The following is a 17,225-nucleotide window of genomic DNA, read 5'->3' on the forward strand; positions in this document are numbered from 1 at the left end:
CGCGCACGCTCCATGACTGCCCAATCTGATACCCGGAAGCCGCGCCATGTCGGGCGGGGCGAATCGATCCGCCTCCTGCTGGCGCCGGCCCGCATTCGCGAAAGCCTCTCGGTCGCACCCCGCCCGCCGCTGCGCAACGCGGCAGTCGCGGGCATGCAGGTGTCGATTTCGGTGCTGATCGCGGTAGCGCTCGCGCATTTTTCGCCGTGGGCACATCTCGAGGGCTTTACCGCGCTGGGCGCCCTGGCCGCGCTGTTTGGCCGATTCGCGCCCGCCGGCCGACGCATGCGCATCGTCGCCCTCGCGGGTGCGCTGCTGCTGGTCTCTGTCGGCCTGCCGTCGCTTGTCGCGCACGCTGGCGCGTCGCCCGCATCGATGCTGCTGTGCCTCGCGCTGCTCGCCGGCGCGTTGACCGTGGCGGTGACACAGTGGCGAATCGGCGGACCAGGGGCGGTCATCTTCGTCTTCGCGGCCTCCGCAGCGCTGGGGCCGGTGGATTCATGGGACACCGTGGTCGTGCGCACGGCGCTCACCGCCGCCGGCGTCGCGGTGGCCCTGATCGTGTGCCGCCTCACGGACGGTCTTCGATCCGACAGCACGCCGCCCTCCCCTGCGCCCGGGAGTGTCCGGCCAACGGGTCACTGGTTGATCGCGGCCGGCCGCGTCGCTCTCTGCACGGCCATCGCATCGATGCTGGCGCACGCCGCGGCCCTGCCCTTCCCCGCCTGGGCCGCGATCGGCGCGACGGCAGTCCTGCAGGGCGGCCACTTGCACATCACGATGCACCGGGCAGTGCAGCGGATGGTCGGAACGGTCCTCGGTGCCGCCGTCGCGGGGCTGATCCTCGCCAACCATCCGTCGTTCTGGATCGTGCTTCTTGCCGTGGTCGTGCTGCAGTTCATCACCGAGGTGGTGATCGGCTTCAACTACGCCTTCGGCTTGGTGTTCGTCACGCCGATGGCCTTGCTGATGACTTCGCTTGCATCACCCGCCGCTGCGTCGGCGATGCCCATGGCGCGGGTGCTCGACACGGCGCTCGGCGCGGTAGTCGGCATTGCTTTCGCGCTGGTGTTCTCGACGATGGACGACCGGGTGCATCTGGCGACGCACCACGCCAGGAAGCAGCCCGGCTGAGCCGGTCAGATCACGCCGGCGTCGCCCAGGTGCGCGGCGACGGCGAGCAGGTCTTCGTCGCTGGGGACGTTCCAGCCCGTGCCGATGGTGGCTTCGGCATACATCGCCAGAAAGCGCCCTTTCACCAGTGGATGGGACCAGCCGTCCTTCTTGAAGCGCTTGATGATCTGCGGATGCAAATCCTGCGCTTCCATGGCCGCGAGCAGATCGTGGATGGTCTGCTGCTGGCTCTCGGGTTGGCGCGCGCGGAAGTCCGCCTCGATGTTCGCGAGGCGGCGCTCTTTCCATGCGGTCTCGTAGGCTTGGCGGCGGCGACCCTGGATTTCGAGCGACTCGGGGCTGTCCGGATCCTTGCGGGCTTCCCGCGCGACGGCATTGGCCACCGCGCGTTGTGCATGGCCGGGCATCAGCGACATCAGATAGCGCTCGGGATCGCGCACTGGCGCCGGAAAGGTGCTCTCGACGCGTCGGCGCAGTTCCGGCAGGGCACTCGCGAGCGCTTCCGAGCCGTAGGTGTCGACGATCTTTTCGACGCGGGCATCGGTGATACCCATCTCCCGTGCCTGGCGCATCGATTCGAGGTCGGCTTTTTCGGGCGCCTGCTGCAGTCCGGGCAGGCGCTGGTCCTTCACCTTGATGTTGAACTGGATCTCGTTGATGAAGCGGCCGCTCTTGTGCTCGACCAGTTCGATCGTGAAATCGGTGTTGGCGTTGACCTGCGCGATCGCAGGCTTGAGTACGTCGCGTTTAAAGAACGAGTAGTCCAGCTTCTCGAGCCGATCGGGATCGGGCACCCGGCCGGTCATCGGATCGTGCCACCAGCGCCACGCTTGGCGGGGGCTCTTGGTGACGTTCTGGTAGCGGCAGGCCAGCTCGTAGAGAAAGACGGCGGCATGGGTCGTGAGCTGCGAGACCATGGCGAGGTTCATGCGCGCGAAGACGCGCGGATTCAGCAGCTCGTGGCGCAAGGCCGGCGCGAAGGCCCATGACACCCAGACCTGGTTGCGCACTTTCTCCAGTTCGCATTGGGAAAGCAGGCCGCAGACCGTCCAGCGACTCCCCTCCCCCGTTGTCGGCGACTGCCATTCGACCGTGGTCTTGACCATCGAGCGCAGGTGCTTCTTGACGACCGCGATGTCGTTCGAGTCGTAGCGCAATAGATGAACCACTTCTTCGAGCGGCGCGCGGTGGACTTCCACCTCGGCGCCCTTCCGCAATTCGTCCTGGGCCAGGCTCAGCAACACGTTGTAGGTCTTGCGCGCGAGCACCGTGATTCGCTCGCTCTGCGCCACTACCGCAAGCGCGTTGACCGGCTTCTTGAGCGGTTGGTAGTCGTCGACGACGCCCACTGGCGTGACGTCCTGGCGCAGTTCGGTGTCGACGGATGAGTAAGTAAGGGGCATGTGGAAAGAGCGGTGCGCGGACTGTAACCGCCTTCAGCGTCAGATGAAAGCGCATTTTCATGTATGGAGACCCGGGTCGCGGGCGATGTGAACCGGGGGCCACACACGTGGCGGACAGGCGGCATCACCCTGAATCCCGTGGAAGCTCATGTTGCTTCGCACCAAATTGCCGCATCAGGGGGCCAACTTTTCCCGTTGAAGCTCAGGTCAAAGCCCTCGGAATGAGTCCGCAGCGCCGTTTTTTGGTCTTTTTGCGACGTTTGGGCGCCCCCGAACCCACACAGCTGGGCTCCTGCGGGGCCTCGGATCTGATCCCGAGCCCACCCCGGTTGAATCCTGCAAAAGCTCGAATGCCTCCTGTTGATTCTCGAAAAAGCAATGTAAGTCGTTGATTTTATTAGATATTTTCTCGCCTAAAGGTATTAGAGGCTTTGAAAGGATTTCTATCTCTTCAACCCGTACCCAGGGGGGTTTCAAACCAGAAGAACTCCTCCGGTCCTCTCACATGAGCGATTTCGGGATTTGTGTTGGAGGATTTTGTGCGATCGGGGACAATTTGCCCAAATCACACAAAATGGAATGTGTGAAATGCATCTGAGCAAAGGAGTGTGGATGAACGAACTAACTCAAACAAGTCCGACCGAGATCTTTTTGAAGACTTCGACCATGGCGGACATCAAGCTGCAGGCGCAGCGGGCCAGCGAGATGGTCGGCGCGGTGCGGGCCAAGATGCTGGCGCCGTCGGCCCAGAAGACGAGCCCTGTCTTCATCCAGAAGGAGGTGGCCGAGCGTTGCGGGTTGGAGCCCGGCCAGTTCAGCTATCGGATGAAGAACAGCGACCTTTCTCCCCTGCCCCAAGGCAACTTCGACGCCAAGAGCCGCCGCAGGGAATTCAGTCTCGCGGAGACGCGAACCTGGGTCAAGGAGTTCCGTCGCAACCGGCTGCGGCCGGCTGGCGCCGAGGCAGTGGTGATCAGCATCGCCAACTTCAAGGGAGGGGTCGGGAAGTCGACCACGGCGATGACGCTGGCCCAGGGGCTCACGCTGCTGGGGCATCGGGTTCTGATCATCGACGCAGATCCCCAGGGTTCGTTGTCGACGCTGACCGGCCTGGTGCCGGATCTGGACGTCCAGGAGGAAGACACCTTCATGCTGCTCGCGCTCGGCGAGGAGGATTCCATCCGCTACGCAATCCGCCCGACCTACTGGGACGGTCTCGACATCGTGGCCGCGGCGCCCCTGCTCTTCGGCATCGAGTTCAACCTGCCGGCCCGGCAGGTCAAGGAAATGGCCAACGGATTCGAGTTCTGGAATGTGCTGAACCTCGGCATCGACGATGTACGCGAAGACTACGACGTGATCATCATCGACACCGCGCCGGCGCTTTCCTATGGCACCGTCAACGCGCTGATGGCGAGCAACGGGATCATCATGCCGTTGCCGCCGAATGCCCTGGACTTTGCTTCGGGCGCGCAGTTCTGGACCTTGTTCACCGACCTCACCGAGAACCTGATCGGCGCCGGCGGCAGCACCAAGACCTTCGATTTCATCAACGTATTGCTGTCGCGGGTCGACAGCGATGACGCCAGCACGATGGTGCGTAAGTGGATCATCCAGACCTACGGCGACAAGGTGCTGCCGGCGGAGATTCCCCGAACGGTGGTCACTTCGGCTGCGAGCGCGGAGTTCAACACGGTCTATGACATTTCCAGGTACGACTGGAACGCGCGGACCTACAAGCGCGCCCGCGAGGCCTATGACAACCTGGTGGCTTACATGGAGGGCGTGGTTCGTGCGGTCTGGCTCAAGAACCTGAGTCATGCGTCTGAAGCTCCGGTTCGTCCCGTGATGATGGAAGGAGTCTGAGATGGCGAGTCGTCGATTTCTCGAGAAGGGCAATGCGATCACTTTGCCGTCCGACGCGGCGAGCTTGCCGGAGTCACACCCGCCGGCTGCCAATTCGCCAGTGCCGGCGGCAGTAGCGCCCAGCATCGCAGCGCGGCCACCGCGCACCGCGATCGGCGGCATGGCGGCGTTCATGCAAGCGGAGTCCGTGGCCAACAAGCGGTTGGAGCAACTCGAAAGAGATCATGCGCCGTTTGTGGGTGCGGATCCGGTCAGGCAGTTGGACCCGCGGACCATCCGCCGTTCACGCTGGGCGAATCGCCACCAGACCGCTTTTGCGATGCGCGAGTTTGCCGAACTGAAGGAAGACATCCGAAGCGCTGGCGGCAACGTGCAGGCGATCAAGGTTCGGCCGGTGCGCGAAGAAGATCTGAGCGAAGCGGAGAAGGGCGCGGAACCGCCGATTCAGTATGAAGTTGTGTTCGGGCATCGCCGTCACGCTGCGTGCCTGGAACTGGGCTTGCCGGTCAGTGCGGTGATCAAGTCGATGAGCGACCGCGAGCTGTTCGGTGAAATGGATCGTGAGAATCGCAAACGGGAAGATCTTTCCGCGTACGAACAGGGCGTGATGTATTTGAATGCGCTGGAATCCGGCCTGTTCGAATCGATGCGGAAGCTGGCTGAGGCGGTGGGCGTGGACCATGGACTGGTCAGCAAGGCTGTGGGCGTTGCCCAGTTGCCGGACGTGGTGGTGCAGGCTTTCGATTCGCCGGTCGAGATTCAGTATCGCTGGGCAAAGCCTTTGAGCGAAGCCTTGCAGCGAGATCCCGATGGACTGATGGAGCGTGCGCGGCGCGTGCGGCACAGCGGTGCGACCGTGACGCCCGGGACTATCTATGCTGCCCTGATTGGGGAAGCATCGGATGCGGCTCCCGTCTCTTCGGCGTCCGAGATCGTGGGACGCGCCGGCAAGGTCTCCGTAGTCAAGGACAAGAAGGGCCGATTGCTGCTGAAGTTCGATCGACCAGTCAGTGCGGCCCTTCAGGCCGAAGTGGAAAAGGCACTGCGATCAGTTCTGAGTTGACGCGAGCGAAGCTAACAAGAAGGGGGTGGTGAACGGTTCACCACCCCCTTTTTTCATGGAGCCGGGCAGGGTGGTGAACCGTTCACCACCCTCACGAGCCAGGCGCGCCTCGATTCTCAATACGCTCGATGGCCTCCAGGATGTCGCTCATCATCGACTTCAGTACGCCCATGTCGCGATCTCGTCGGGCCTCGACGAGCGGATCGGGTCCGGCGCCGGGAGCATGTCCCGACAGTGCGTCCTGGGCACGCGCGACTGCCTCATCGAGCCTGGTGATGAGGTTGTTGCGCAAGGCGGAGAACTGCGCGAGCTCGCGTTTGACGGCCACCATTTCTTCATGGAGCGTGGCGAGTTGCTCCTCCACCTTTTCCAGAATGACACTGGTTCTGGAGTGGGGCGCCGGGGAAGCTTCGGCAACAGAACCCGACGGCGAGAGTCGCGCAACAGCGGACTGCAGGCGATCGGCTGTGCGGGCGACCGCCAGTTCGACGATGGCCTGCGTGTCGGCATGCACGAGATGAGGCCATTGAATTTGGACGCGCTCGATCGCCAACTCGGTGTTCAGGCGCAGCCCAGGGCGTCCGGCACGTCGTGGTCGACGCAGGCTTTCCTGGGTGAATGACACGCCGGCGTCCGCGATCGCGCCCAGCTCGTCGGACGCGCATCCTTCGAAGATGCCCATGGCGTTCCACTTCTTGAGCGAAGATTCCGAGGGCGCCTGAGGCCCATGCATCATCGTCAGGATGCGTCCCAGCTCTGCGAGTGTGCAAGTCGTCGGCCAAGGCGGAGCGGTGGCTGAAGCCGGAGACGAGGAGGAGGGCGGTGCGTCGGGTTCAATCGGCGCCGACAGGATGTGCGATTCGGTCATGGGCGCTCATAGTATGGTTATTCAATAACCTAATTATGGTCCACTAGCCTGCTCAACAGCAACAAATTCCTTTGTCGACCTCAGTTTCCGTGGAACATCTCGATCAAAACACCTGAAAAAGCACGTAACTTCTTGTCGCGTAAAGAAAAAAACGCACGTATCAAAATGTCGTGAAACAGTGCGGTCGACTAGCGCCGGTTCATCTCGCGAATGAGGTCGATCAATGCGCGCAGCCCCACCGGGACGTGGCGGTGCCCTGAGTAATACAGGCACAGCTCGGGCAGCGGTGCCGCCCATTCGTCAAGCACGCGACGAAGGCGACCGTTGGCGACGTCGTCGGCCACGTACCAATCCGCGATCTGCGCAAGGCCCACGCCCTCGCGTGCCGCTTCGAGCATCAGCAGCGGCGAATCCAGCACCAGAGGGCCCGGCACGTCGATCGTCTCGCCGTGCTTTGCTGAAGGCGCGAAAGCCCAGGGCGAGGGCAGTCCGCTGGGCAACCGCGCACGGATGCAGGCGTGATGGGCAAGTGCCGAAGGCGTTTCCGGCGTGCCGTGGCGCTCGAAGTAACCAGGCGAGCCAACGACTGCCATCCGGACCGGCCGGCCGATCGCGACCCGGATCATGTCTCGCGGCACGTTCGGGCTCAGCCGCAAGCCGGCGTCGAAGCCCTCGGCGACGATGTCGACGAGGCGCCCCTCGGTCACGACGTCGACCGTCATGTCCGGATAACGGCGAAGGAACTCGGCCAGGATCGGCCGAAACACCATGAGCGCCGCGCCCAGCGAGCTGTTGATTCGAAGCGTGCCAGCCGGCGCACCGGAGCGATCGCCGGCCGTGGCCACCGCTTCCTGAATCTGCGCCACCGCCGGCCCGATGCGCGCGACGAAGTCCCGGCCCGCTTCGGTCAGCGAGACGCTGCGCGTCGTGCGGTGGAACAGCCGCACGCCCAGCCGTGCCTCCAATCCCGCCACCGCGTTGCTGACGGCGCTCGTCGACATCTCCAGCTCGACGGCGGCCAGCCGGAAACCTTGCCGGCGCGCGACCGCGAGCACTACTTCGAATTCGGTCAGGCTGTCCTTCTGCATGTGGGGATTGTTCCGTCTTTCTGGATGAATCATCCACCAATGTCCGGCTTATCGAAACACGCCTCAACGCCTAGATTTGCCTCGTTCATCCACGAGGAACAGCCTTGCAGACCATCGACCAGATCTACATCGACGGCGCCTTCGCCTCCGCGACCGGGGACGAGGTCGTCGACATCGTCAACCCGGCCACCGAGGAGGTGATCGGCCGTGCCCGACTCGCGGGCCTCGACGACGCGCGCCGCGCGATCGACGCAGCGATGCGGGCGCAGCCCGCCTTCGCGCGGACGACGAAGGCGGAGCGCATGGCGATGCTGGAGCGCCTGCAAGCCGCGCTTCTGGCGCATGCCGACGCGATCCGCGACGCCACGATCGAGGAGTACGGCGGTCCCGTGTCGCGCGCCCGGTGGGTCGCCAACTACGCGTCGCAATGTTTCGGAGACGCGGCGCGGACATTGGCGGCGTACGAGTTCGAGCGTCCGGCGGGCGTGGATGGCGTGTCCACGGTCGCGATGGAGCCGGTTGGTGTCTCCGGACTCTTCGCGCCCTGGAACAGCACGGCGGGCACGATGTGCAGCAAGCTCGCCTCCGCGATCGCGGCCGGCTGCGCGACGGTGCTCAAGCCGAGCGAGCTCAGCCCGATTCAGGCGCACGTCGTCACGCGCGCGCTGCATGACGCAGGACTGCCGCCGGGCGTCGTCAACGTCGTGACCGGCCGCGGCGCCGATGTGGGCGCGGAGATCGGCAGACACGGAAGCGTGGCGAAGCTGTCATTCACCGGCTCGACGCCGACCGGCAAGCTGATCGCGCGCGCGGCGGTGGACACGATGAAGCGCGTGAGCCTGGCACTGACCGGCAAGTCGGCGTCCCTGGTGCTGGAAGACGCCGACCTCGACGCGGCGATCCCGCTGGCGATCGCCGCAGCCTTCATGAACAGCGGCCAGGCCTGCGTAGCCGGCACACGGCTCCTGATCCCAGGCGCTCGAATGGCCGAGGCAATCGAGCGCGTGAAGGTCGCCGTCAGTGCGCTGCGCGTCGGAGATCCGCGCGATCCGGCGACCGTGATCGGCCCGATGGTCAATCGCGCTCAGTTCGACCGCGTCCAGCACTTCATCCGCCGTGGCCTCGAGCAGGGCGCGACGCTGGTCGCTGGCGGGGAGGGGAGGCCCGAGGGGCTCGGGCGCGGCTGGTTCGTGCGGCCGACTGTGTTCGCCGGCGTCCGCAACGACATGGACATCGCGCGCGAGGAGATCTTTGGCCCGGTTCTGTCGCTCGTCGCGTTCGAGTCCGAGGACGAGGCCGTCGCGATCGCCAACGATTCGGCCTACGGACTGCAGGCGTATGTGTTCTCGACCGACGAGGCCCGCGCTCGCGGCGTCGCGTCCCGGTTGCAGGCGGGGACAGTACTGATCAATCGCGTTGTGCCAGATCTGCTGGCGCCGTTTGGCGGCGTCAAGCAGTCAGGCGTGGGACGCGAGTTCGGAGTGCTTGGGCTGGAGGCATTCCTGGAGCCCAAGACGATCACGCGCAGTCCCGCCAGTCGCAGTGACGTGGCCATCAAGTACACCTGAAATTCCGTCACGTGGCGGTCAGCAGCCAGTGCCGACCCTCAGCGCACGCGCATTCGCGCAAGACCGATCAGGTCTTGGGACAGCAGCTTTACAGCCACGGCGGTCCATGCGGCTTGAGAGGCACAGCGTTTCAACGGCTGCAGATCCTGCGCTCCGAGACCGGCGATCTGGTCTGCGGTGCTGACGAGCGCGTGCTTCAAGGCCTCGACGAGTTCGCACCGCTCAGGTTCGTTGCTTGGTCCGCCGGCAAGCCGATCAAACAGCCCGACATCATGTGAGAGACGCGCGAGCAATCGCGCGGCCGTCCGGTGCGGACGCGCGGGCGGTGTTTGCGTCCTGCGTTCCCAGAACTGCCGCCAGCGCATCTCGCGGTCCGCGCCCTCGGCCAGCACCGCAAGCTCCCGCAATGCAGCGCGTGCCGCATCGGAAGCTGCTTCGCGCTTCGCAGATGGACGGATATCTTCGAAGATCAGCATGCCCGTGTCGTTCGCGAGCCGGCGCAGGATCGCGCTGCATTCCTCGTCGAAGCGCGCAGCGGCACGCGCGCTCCCGTCAGTCAGCGAGATCAACAGGCCGACCCCGACCCCAACCGAAATCTCGAGTACACGCAGCAACGCAATCTGCAACGCCGAGTGCCCGGCGACTGCGGCGCCGCCTAGAACGATCAGTGCGGCGATCGGCGCGCTGCGCAGCGCTGGCAGCATTGCGCTGCCATAGGCAAGCGCCCCAACGACCCCAACCGTCGCCACTGCGCTGTTCATCCCGTGCTGGTGCAGCCAGACCCCGACAAGGGCGAGCAGCGCACCGAGCACCGTGCCCTGCACGCGCTGCCAGCCGACGCCGAGACTCGAGCCGATCGTGGGCCGCACCACGATGACCGCGCTCATCACCGCCCACAAGCTCTCAGGCAGGCCCATCGCAGCCGAGGCACCGTAGGAAAGCAGCACTGCCGCGACGAGTTGTCCGCCATGGCGCGCCTCCGGCCTGCGCCACCAGCGCGCAGACTCGAGTGCCGCCGCCTCCGCGGAGGCCGGCAACTGGCTCATCGCGCGATGCCCTCGGTGCGCTTCGCCCTCGTGGTGTCCGAGGGTTCTCCGGCGTGCAGTTCTTCCCCAAGACGCTCGAGCAGTGCACAGGCGCGCAAAAGCGCTGTGCGCTCGGCGCCATCGAATCCTCCTGCGATCGCGGCAGCAAGGACCGCCTCGCGCCTACGCGCTTCCCTGGTGATTTCGCGCGCCCCCCGCGCGCTCAGCGCGAGCACGGTCTGGCGGCCGTCCTGCGGGTGCGGGCGGCGCGTGATCCGCCCGTCAGCCTCGAGTTCGGCGAGCAGACGCGTGAGGGTCTGCAGCCGCACGCCTTCATGTTGGGCGAGCTGAGTGGGTGTCAGCGATCCGAAGCGGTGGAGCTGTCCGAGCGTGCTGAGCGCTGCGCGGCCGAGCGTTGAGGGCGTCATTCCGGCGCGCAGTTCGCGGTTGATCTGGGACAGCGCAGCGCGCAGGCGGATGGCGACGGGCGCAGTGTCGGGCGATGGAGACGTCATCGCCAAATAGTAAGACAAATCTTCCTTTTTGAGGAGTCGCCCAGCGTCCGGGTCAGACCGCGTTGGTCAGCGTCCCATGAAGGCAGCGATGCAAGTCCCCAGCAGCACGGCTGCAGCGAACAGGTCGGAAAGCATGGCCACGTTCTCAAGGCGATTGCGGTGCGGCTGCAGCACGTGGGCCACGCCGGCCAGCGCATAGAAGATGCCTCCAGCCAAAGCGGCCGCCAGCTGCCATGACGGGATGGCGATGCTCGCGATGCCTAGCGTGCCGATCGAGAGATTGGCGAATCCAAGCTCGCGCACGACAACCAGGGAGTCGTCGCTCTTCAGTCCCAGGATCGCACGCGCGGTATAGCTGGGCTGGGCGACCTGCCGGACGCCCGCAAGGAACAGGCGCCATCCCACCGCCCAGAACACGTACCACTTCGCAACGAGGAGTGGCGTCAGCGCCGCACCGCCTTGCACCATCTCGCTGACGATCGAGAACAAGGGCAGGGCGAACATCAGCGCAGCCACCACGACGTAGTACATGTGCAGGTCCTCTACTTGAACTCGTCCGCCGAAATGCCGAACCTGCGCAGCTTGTCGAAGAGCGTCTGGCGCGCAATGGCGAGCGCGGTGGCGGTCGCGGTCTGGTCTCCGCGATGCCGGCGAAGTGCCTCGACGATGACTGCACGTTCAAAGGACTCCACCTGTTGCGGCAGTCCGCGCGGAAGATCGTCCGGCGCCTCTGCCACGCCGCGCAACTGCGTGAGGCGTTCCCCCAGCAGGCCCAGCACGAACCGGTCGGCGACATTGCGCAGTTCGCGCACATTGCCGGGCCATGCGTACGCCATGAGGTCGCTCAGCTGGGCGCTGCTCAACAGGGGCGCTGGACGGTCGTACTTGCTGGCCGCGAGCAGGGTGAAATGCTCGAAGAGCAACGGGATGTCTTCGCGACGCTCGCGCAGCGGCGGCAGCTCGATCAAGGCGACGCCGATGCGGTAGTACAGGTCGGCCCTGAACTTCTGCTGGTCGCTCAGCGACTTGAGGTCTTCCTTGCTGGCGGCCACCACGCGGCAATCGAAGGGAATGGGCTTGTTGGATCCGATGCGCTCGATGCTTCGCTCCTGCAGCGCCCGCAGCAGCTTGATCTGCACGGCCATCGGCATGCTTTCGATCTCGTCGAGGAACAACGTGCCGCCGTGCGCATATTCGAACTTGCCCACCCGCATGCGGTTCGCGCTCGTGAAGGCGCCCGCCTCGTGCCCGAAGAGTTCGCTCTCGGCGAGTGCTTCGGGCAGGCCGCCGCAATTGAGCGGCACGAAGTGCTGGCGCCTGCGATTGCCGTGGTCGTGCAGGCAGCGCGCGACGAGTTCCTTGCCGGTCCCGGTCTCGCCGTAGATGAGAACGTCCGCCGACGTTCCGGCCAGGGTCATGACGGTCGCGCGGACTTGCTGCATCTGCGCGGAACGCCCGATCAGCACACCCTGGATGCCGTTCCAGTTGTCGAGCGCGTCGTGCAGCGCGCGCACTTGCAGCGTCAATTGCCGGCGCTCCACGGCGTGGCGCACCGTGGCAATCAGGCGTTCGGACGTGAAGGGCTTCTCGACAAAGTCGTAGGCCCCCTCGCGCATCGCCTGCACCGCCATCGCGATGTGGCCATGACCGGTGACCAGGATCACGGGGAGTTCAGCGTCGATGGTGCGGATTTCCGGCAGCCAGTCGACGCCGCTCGCACCGGGCAAGCGCACGTCACAGACCACCACCACGGGGGCGCCGAGACTGATGTGCCCGCGCGCCCGCTCGACACTGGGGAACGACTCGACCTCGATGCCGGCCAGGCCGAGCGCCTGCGCCGTGCTCTGTCGCACGTCCTCGTCGTCCTCGACCAGCAATACACGAATGGAAATGGACTCTTTCACTGCCTTGTCTACTCCTGGCCCGCAGCGATCGGAAGATCGACCGTAAAGCACGCGCCACCCGCTTCGCGATTGGTCGCTCGAAGCGAGCCGCCGGCGGCAAGCACCAATTGTGACGAGATGACGAGACCCAGGCCCAGGCCAACGCCGGCCGACTTGCTGGTGACGAAGGGCTCGAAGAGCCGCGGCAGGATGTCCGCGCGAATGCCCGGACCGGTATCGCTGACGGTCAGGATCACGCGACCGTCCTGCACCCGCGCGGCGACTATCAGCTTGCGCAGCGGGGCATCCTGCATGGCGTCGATCGCATTGCGCATCAGGTTGACGAGCAGGCTCTCCATCGCCGCCGCATCGGCCATCACGCTGAGCTCTTTCGGCTGCACGTCGACTTCGATGTCGACGGCGCGGGCCTTCGCTTCGGCGTCGATGACGGTCTGCGCATCGGCGATGCTCCGCGCGAGGTGCACCGGCGCGCGCGGCGCGTCGCTCTTGTGCGCGAAGGTCTTCAGCTGGGAGGTCAGCCGCGCAAGTCGGTCCACCATGCCTGCAATGCGGCGGAGATTGCCGCGCACGTCATCAGGGCGGTCCTGATCGAGAAGGATGCCGGCACTGTCCGACAGCGTGCGAAGCGCCGTCAGCGGCTGGTTCAGCTCATGGACCAGGCTCGCGGACATCTGGCCCAGGGCCGACATCTTGCCGGCATGCACCAGCTCGTTCTGCGCTGCTCGCAGTTGCGCAGTCCTTGCGACGACGGTCGATTCGAGGCTGTCATGCGCCGCCTGCAGCGCGGCCTGGTTCGCGAGTTTCTGGCGCACCGCGCGCCGGCGCTGCCACAGCGCAACGACCACCAGCAGCAGGACCGCCATGGCCAGGCTTGCCGTGACTGCGGCGTAGCGCGCCGCCGCCCGCACCGGGGCCATGTCATCCAGCACGACCAATCGCCAGGGCGCGGCCTGAAGTGTTCGCGTCGACGCGAGACTCGTCCGGCCATCGAGGGCAACGATCTGCGCATCGCCATCGAGCGCTTCCACCACGGTCCAGCGAAGCGGCTGCAGGTTCGCGTCGCCGTAGGGGCGGGATCGCGAAACCTCGTCGCGCTGACCTTCGCCCAGCGGCGCCAGTGGCTTGAACTTCAGATCGTCGCGCGTGGAGAGGATGACGACCCCGCGCTCGTCGATCAGCAACACGTCGCCGGGCAGCTTGCGCCATGCATGCTCCGCTTCCTCGAGATTGACCTTGACCGCGACCACGCCGCCCACGTGCGTGCCGCGTCGCAATGCATACGAGAGGTAGTAACCGGGCTTTCGGCTGGTGATGCCTACGCCGTAGAAGCGGCCACGTCCCGCCTTCATCGCATCGATCACGTAGGGGCGAAACGAGAGATCCTGGCCGACGGTGGTGCCGGGCTTGTCCCAATCCGATGCGGCGAGCGAGGTTCCACCGGCATCGAGCAGATAGAGCATCTCGGCCCCGGCGGTGGCGTTGACCCCGTCGAGATAGCGATTGACGGTGTCGCGGAGTTGCGCGTCGGATGGCGTCTCGAGCAGCGCCGGCACGACCGGCGTCATCTGCAGCAAGGCGGGCAGATAGTCGTAGCGCGCGAGGTCGGCACCCAAGCCGGCCGACAGCATGTCCAGCCGGTGCGCGGCCGTCTCGCGCAGGCTCCTCAAGCCGGCCTGCAGTGTGACCTGATGGCCGATGTAGGCGGCGGCCGCGATCAGGGCCAGCGCGCCGATCCACCGCGGCCATCCGCGCTTGCGCTTCGATTGCTTCTGGTGCGATGGAGGGGCGGCCGCTGTCGACATGCGCCATATATGGCACAAGGGATGGCGGGCCGCATCAGTGGGAATCCCGTTCTGCTTCATGCGCTCAGCGCGCCGGGCTCGTGGGCATGTGCGCCACGATGGGGTCGAGGACGCGCTCGGGCTCGTCGGATTCGGCGCTCGTCTCCTGGTCGAGGTGCCGGCGCATCTGCTCGGTGTCGAGGTCGCCCGTCCACTTGGCGACGACGAGGGTAGCCACGCCATTGCCGATCAGATTGGTCAGCGCGCGCGCTTCCGACATGAAGCGGTCGATGCCGAGAATCAGCGCCAGCCCGGCCACCGGCACGTGGCCGACTGCAGAGAGCGTGGCCGCAAGCACGATGAAGCCGCTGCCCGTGACGCCTGCGGCGCCCTTCGAGGTGAGCAGCAGCACCAGCAGCAGCGTGACCTGCTGGCCCAGCGTCATCGGCGTGTTGGTCGCCTGCGCGATGAACACGGCCGCCATCGTGAGGTAGATCGAGGTGCCGTCCAGGTTGAACGAGTAGCCCGTCGGGATGACCAGGCCGACGACCGACTTCTTGGCGCCCAGGTTTTCCATCTTGGCCATCATCCGTGGCAGCGCGGCCTCGCTGGACGACGTTCCGAGCACGATCAGCAGCTCTTCCTTGATGTACCGGATGTACTTCCAGATCGAGAAACCATGGAGTCGGGCGATCGTGCCCAGCACCACGAAGATGAAGAAAAGGCAGGTGGCATAGAAGGTCGCCATCAACGCGCCGAGCGAGACCAGCGAGCCGACGCCGTATTTGCCGATCGTGAACGCCATCGCGCCGAACGCGCCGATGGGAGCGACCTTCATGATGTAGCCGACGATGGAAAAGAGCACGTGCGAGAACTTCTCGATGAAGTCGAACACCAGCGTGCCGCGCCCGCCGAACTTGTGCAGCGCGAAGCCGAACATCACGGCGAACAACAGGACCTGCAGGATCTCGCCCTTGGCGAAGGCATCGACCACGGTGTTGGGAATGACGTTGAGCAGGAACTCCGTCGTCGTCGCCATCTTGCCGGGCCCGGTATATGCAGCGATGGCCTTGGTGTCGAGCGTGCTTGCGTCGACGTTCATGCCCACGCCGGGGCGTACCAGGTTGATGATCACCAGGCCCACGACCAGCGCGATGCTGCTGACGATCTCGAAGTACAGCAGCGCCATGCCGCCTGTCTTGCCGACCTTCTTCATGTCTTCCATGCCGGCGATGCCGACCACGACAGTGCAGAAGATGATCGGCGCGATGATCATCTTGATCAGCTTGATGAAGCCGTCGCCCAGCGGCTTCATCGCCTCGCCGGTAGCGGGATAGAAGTGCCCGACCAGCACGCCGATGACGATGGCCGTGACGACCTGGAAATAGAGCGATCTGTAGAAAGGTTTGGGAGCGGATGAATGGTCCATTGGGGTCTCCTTTGTAGGCATTGACGCTTGACGCACGATGGTGTGCGGCGACCCCTGGCTCAGTGCAACGGGTGTGCCATGCCGCGCGAGCGGCATCGGCCGTGCTAAGTCCTTGATTTGTCAGGGATTTGCATGCGCGAGCTGCGACCCCTTTGCCGGCCTCCCGGAACCCGGTCTGGCCGGCTGTCCGGCCCACCGGACCGGCATGTCAGTGCAAACCCTAGGTTCGCGACGGATGCGCCACCGAGTGGCGGCTCAGGCCGGCGAAGAGGGCCATCAGTGGCGTGGTCATCGCGGTCGTGACCAGTGCCATGACCAGGAGCATGGTGAACATTTCCGGGCCGATCAGGCCGGCGTCGAGACCGATCTTCATGACGATGAGTTCCATGAGCCCCCGGGCGTTCATCAACGCGCCGGTCGCCAGACTGTCGCGCCAGCCGTAGCCGCTGATTCGCGCACCGATCGTGCCGCCGGCGATCTTGCCGATGGTGGCCATTGCCAGCACCAGCAGCATCGCGCCGAGGCCGCCACCGACGAATGCGCCGGGCGTGGTGCCGAGACCCGCGAGCGCGAAGAACAACGGCATGAGCACGACGATGGCGAAGGGCTCGATGCGTTTCGCAAGCGCGTCCAGCAGGCGGTCGTCGCGCGGCAGCGTCGCGCCGAACAGGAATGCGCCGAAGACTGCGTGCAGGTGCAGCCATTCGGTCGCCAGGGCAGTGGCGAGAAGCCCGATCATGAGCCAGGCGAGCACCGGGAGGTTGGGTTCGCCCTCGGGCGCGTGGGTACGCAGCAGCCATGCGAAGACAGGCCGAACAACCCAGACCAATACGCCGAGAAGCACCAGAACGCCCCCGCTGATCTTCGCCAAACCTAGATAGCCATCGCCCGCGCCGACCATCGCCACCACGAAAGCGAGAAGCACCCAGGCGAAGACATCGACGACGGCGGCCGATGCGAGCGAGAGCTGCCCGAAGGGCGTCTGTGTCAATCCGCGGTCCTTGAGGATTCGGGCCATGACCGGAAAGGCGGTGATCGAGAGCGCGGCGGCGATGAAGAGGGCGAAGGGCCAGAACCCCACGCCCGCTGGCGCCAAAGCAGGATGGAGCGCCGGCGCAATGGCAAGGCCGAGGGCCAAGGGCACGATCACGCTGAGGATGCCGACGGAGCCCGCCGAGCGCAGTTGTTCGCGGAAGCTCTTGTGAGAGCGCAGTTCGAGCCCGACGATGAACATGAACATCACGAGGCCGACGGTCGACAGCGCCGACAACCCTGCCAAAGAGTCTTTGGCAAACAGTTGCGCATGCAGGGAAGGGAACAGTGCCCCCATCACGACCGGGCCGAGCAGCATGCCGGCGGCCATCTCGCCGACCACGCTGGGTTGTCCCAGGTAGCGAAGCAGCCATCCACAGGCGCGTGCCGTGGCAAGGATGACGATCAGCTGCAGCAGTAGGGTGGTCGCGGACATTGCTCTCTCGACGATGAAACGAGCGCGATGTTAGCTGCCGATGCGCAGGCGGTAGCCGGCGTCCCGACCACACTCAGGCCACGATGACCTGGCTGGAACCTTTGCGCAGCGCC

At 65.3% G+C, this 17,225-nt stretch carries 14 protein-coding genes; 4 read left to right on the forward strand and 10 right to left on the reverse strand.

Going from position 1 to position 17,225, the window contains the following annotated elements:
- Nucleotides 1–12: 12 nt before the first annotated feature.
- Nucleotides 13–1,134 carry an FUSC family protein gene (locus FHW64_RS26260; protein ID WP_221210524.1) on the forward strand — a complete coding sequence of 374 codons (1,122 nt, stop codon included), beginning with the start codon at nucleotides 13–15 and terminating at the stop codon, nucleotides 1,132–1,134.
- Between the two features lie 5 nt (nucleotides 1,135–1,139).
- Here FHW64_RS26260 and FHW64_RS26265 read toward each other — a convergent pair whose 3' ends face one another.
- Entirely contained in the window at nucleotides 1,140–2,537 is a 1,398-nt protein-coding gene (locus FHW64_RS26265) for a replication initiation protein (protein ID WP_184531184.1), read from the reverse strand.
- A 651-nt stretch (nucleotides 2,538–3,188) separates the two neighbouring features.
- Here FHW64_RS26265 and FHW64_RS26270 point away from each other — a divergent pair.
- Both FHW64_RS26270 and FHW64_RS26275 read left to right on the forward strand, forming a co-directional pair.
- Nucleotides 3,189–4,403 (forward strand): AAA family ATPase, encoded by a 1,215-nt coding sequence (locus tag FHW64_RS26270; protein ID WP_260306372.1) that lies wholly within the window; start codon nucleotides 3,189–3,191, stop codon nucleotides 4,401–4,403.
- A gap of 1 nt (nucleotide 4,404) precedes the next feature.
- Entirely contained in the window at nucleotides 4,405–5,466 is a 1,062-nt protein-coding gene (locus tag FHW64_RS26275) for a ParB/RepB/Spo0J family partition protein (protein WP_184531186.1), read from the forward strand.
- A 91-nt stretch (nucleotides 5,467–5,557) separates the two neighbouring features.
- On the opposite strand, the gene FHW64_RS26280 is transcribed toward FHW64_RS26275, so the two are convergent.
- Nucleotides 5,558–6,334, reverse strand: coding sequence for a hypothetical protein (locus FHW64_RS26280; protein ID WP_184531187.1), 777 nt, complete (start codon nucleotides 6,332–6,334; stop codon nucleotides 5,558–5,560).
- Between the two features lie 188 nt (nucleotides 6,335–6,522).
- Nucleotides 6,523–7,422: a LysR family transcriptional regulator gene (locus FHW64_RS26285; protein WP_184531188.1), complete on the reverse strand. Its 900-nt coding sequence runs from the start codon at nucleotides 7,420–7,422 to the stop codon at nucleotides 6,523–6,525.
- A gap of 104 nt (nucleotides 7,423–7,526) precedes the next feature.
- Between FHW64_RS26285 and FHW64_RS26290 the strand changes: the two genes are divergently transcribed.
- Entirely contained in the window at nucleotides 7,527–8,990 is a 1,464-nt protein-coding gene (locus tag FHW64_RS26290; protein WP_184531189.1) for an aldehyde dehydrogenase family protein, read from the forward strand.
- Nucleotides 8,991–9,028: 38 nt separating this feature from the next.
- Here FHW64_RS26290 and FHW64_RS26295 read toward each other — a convergent pair whose 3' ends face one another.
- The 7 genes from FHW64_RS26295 to FHW64_RS26325 all read right to left on the reverse strand — a co-directional run bounded on the left by FHW64_RS26295 (nucleotide 9,029) and on the right by FHW64_RS26325 (nucleotide 17,112).
- Nucleotides 9,029–10,036: an aromatic acid exporter family protein gene (locus tag FHW64_RS26295; protein WP_184531190.1), complete on the reverse strand. Its 1,008-nt coding sequence runs from the start codon at nucleotides 10,034–10,036 to the stop codon at nucleotides 9,029–9,031.
- A complete protein-coding gene (locus tag FHW64_RS26300; RefSeq protein ID WP_260306373.1) occupies nucleotides 10,033–10,548 on the reverse strand; it encodes a MarR family winged helix-turn-helix transcriptional regulator in 516 nt (171 codons plus the stop codon). The genes FHW64_RS26295 and FHW64_RS26300 overlap by 4 nt, the downstream gene beginning before the upstream one ends.
- 48 nt (nucleotides 10,549–10,596) lie before the next feature.
- Nucleotides 10,597–11,061, reverse strand: coding sequence for a DUF6790 family protein (locus tag FHW64_RS26305; RefSeq protein ID WP_184531192.1), 465 nt, complete (start codon nucleotides 11,059–11,061; stop codon nucleotides 10,597–10,599).
- 11 nt (nucleotides 11,062–11,072) lie between these two features.
- The gene (locus tag FHW64_RS26310) at nucleotides 11,073–12,434 is read right to left on the reverse strand and encodes a sigma-54 dependent transcriptional regulator (protein WP_184531193.1); all 1,362 of its coding nucleotides are present in this window, start codon (nucleotides 12,432–12,434) and stop codon (nucleotides 11,073–11,075) included.
- Nucleotides 12,435–12,442: 8 nt separating this feature from the next.
- Nucleotides 12,443–14,296 carry an ATP-binding protein gene (locus FHW64_RS26315; protein ID WP_260306374.1) on the reverse strand — a complete coding sequence of 618 codons (1,854 nt, stop codon included), beginning with the start codon at nucleotides 14,294–14,296 and terminating at the stop codon, nucleotides 12,443–12,445.
- A gap of 4 nt (nucleotides 14,297–14,300) precedes the next feature.
- Nucleotides 14,301–15,644, reverse strand: coding sequence for a dicarboxylate/amino acid:cation symporter (locus FHW64_RS26320; protein WP_184531194.1), 1,344 nt, complete (start codon nucleotides 15,642–15,644; stop codon nucleotides 14,301–14,303).
- A gap of 220 nt (nucleotides 15,645–15,864) precedes the next feature.
- Nucleotides 15,865–17,112, reverse strand: coding sequence for a cation:proton antiporter (locus FHW64_RS26325; RefSeq protein WP_184531195.1), 1,248 nt, complete (start codon nucleotides 17,110–17,112; stop codon nucleotides 15,865–15,867).
- Between the last annotated feature and the right edge of the window lie 113 nt (nucleotides 17,113–17,225).

The organism is Variovorax sp. Sphag1AA (assembly GCF_014192575.1).
GTDB lineage: Bacteria > Pseudomonadota > Gammaproteobacteria > Burkholderiales > Burkholderiaceae_C > Variovorax.

What these genes read in the sequence shown, in the direction of transcription:
- FHW64_RS26260 (WP_221210524.1), top strand. Translation starts at nt 13, where the DNA reads ATGACTGCCCAATCTGATACCCGGAAGCCGCGCCATGTCGGGCGGGGC.
- FHW64_RS26265 (WP_184531184.1), bottom strand. Translation starts at nt 2,537, where the DNA reads ATGCCCCTTACTTACTCATCCGTCGACACCGAACTGCGCCAGGACGTC.
- FHW64_RS26275 (WP_184531186.1), top strand. Translation starts at nt 4,405, where the DNA reads ATGGCGAGTCGTCGATTTCTCGAGAAGGGCAATGCGATCACTTTGCCG.
- FHW64_RS26280 (WP_184531187.1), bottom strand. Translation starts at nt 6,334, where the DNA reads ATGACCGAATCGCACATCCTGTCGGCGCCGATTGAACCCGACGCACCG.
- FHW64_RS26285 (WP_184531188.1), bottom strand. Translation starts at nt 7,422, where the DNA reads ATGCAGAAGGACAGCCTGACCGAATTCGAAGTAGTGCTCGCGGTCGCG.
- FHW64_RS26295 (WP_184531190.1), bottom strand. Translation starts at nt 10,036, where the DNA reads ATGAGCCAGTTGCCGGCCTCCGCGGAGGCGGCGGCACTCGAGTCTGCG.
- FHW64_RS26305 (WP_184531192.1), bottom strand. Translation starts at nt 11,061, where the DNA reads ATGTACTACGTCGTGGTGGCTGCGCTGATGTTCGCCCTGCCCTTGTTC.
- FHW64_RS26315 (WP_260306374.1), bottom strand. Translation starts at nt 14,296, where the DNA reads ATGAAGCAGAACGGGATTCCCACTGATGCGGCCCGCCATCCCTTGTGC.
- FHW64_RS26320 (WP_184531194.1), bottom strand. Translation starts at nt 15,644, where the DNA reads ATGGACCATTCATCCGCTCCCAAACCTTTCTACAGATCGCTCTATTTC.
- FHW64_RS26325 (WP_184531195.1), bottom strand. Translation starts at nt 17,112, where the DNA reads ATGTCCGCGACCACCCTACTGCTGCAGCTGATCGTCATCCTTGCCACG.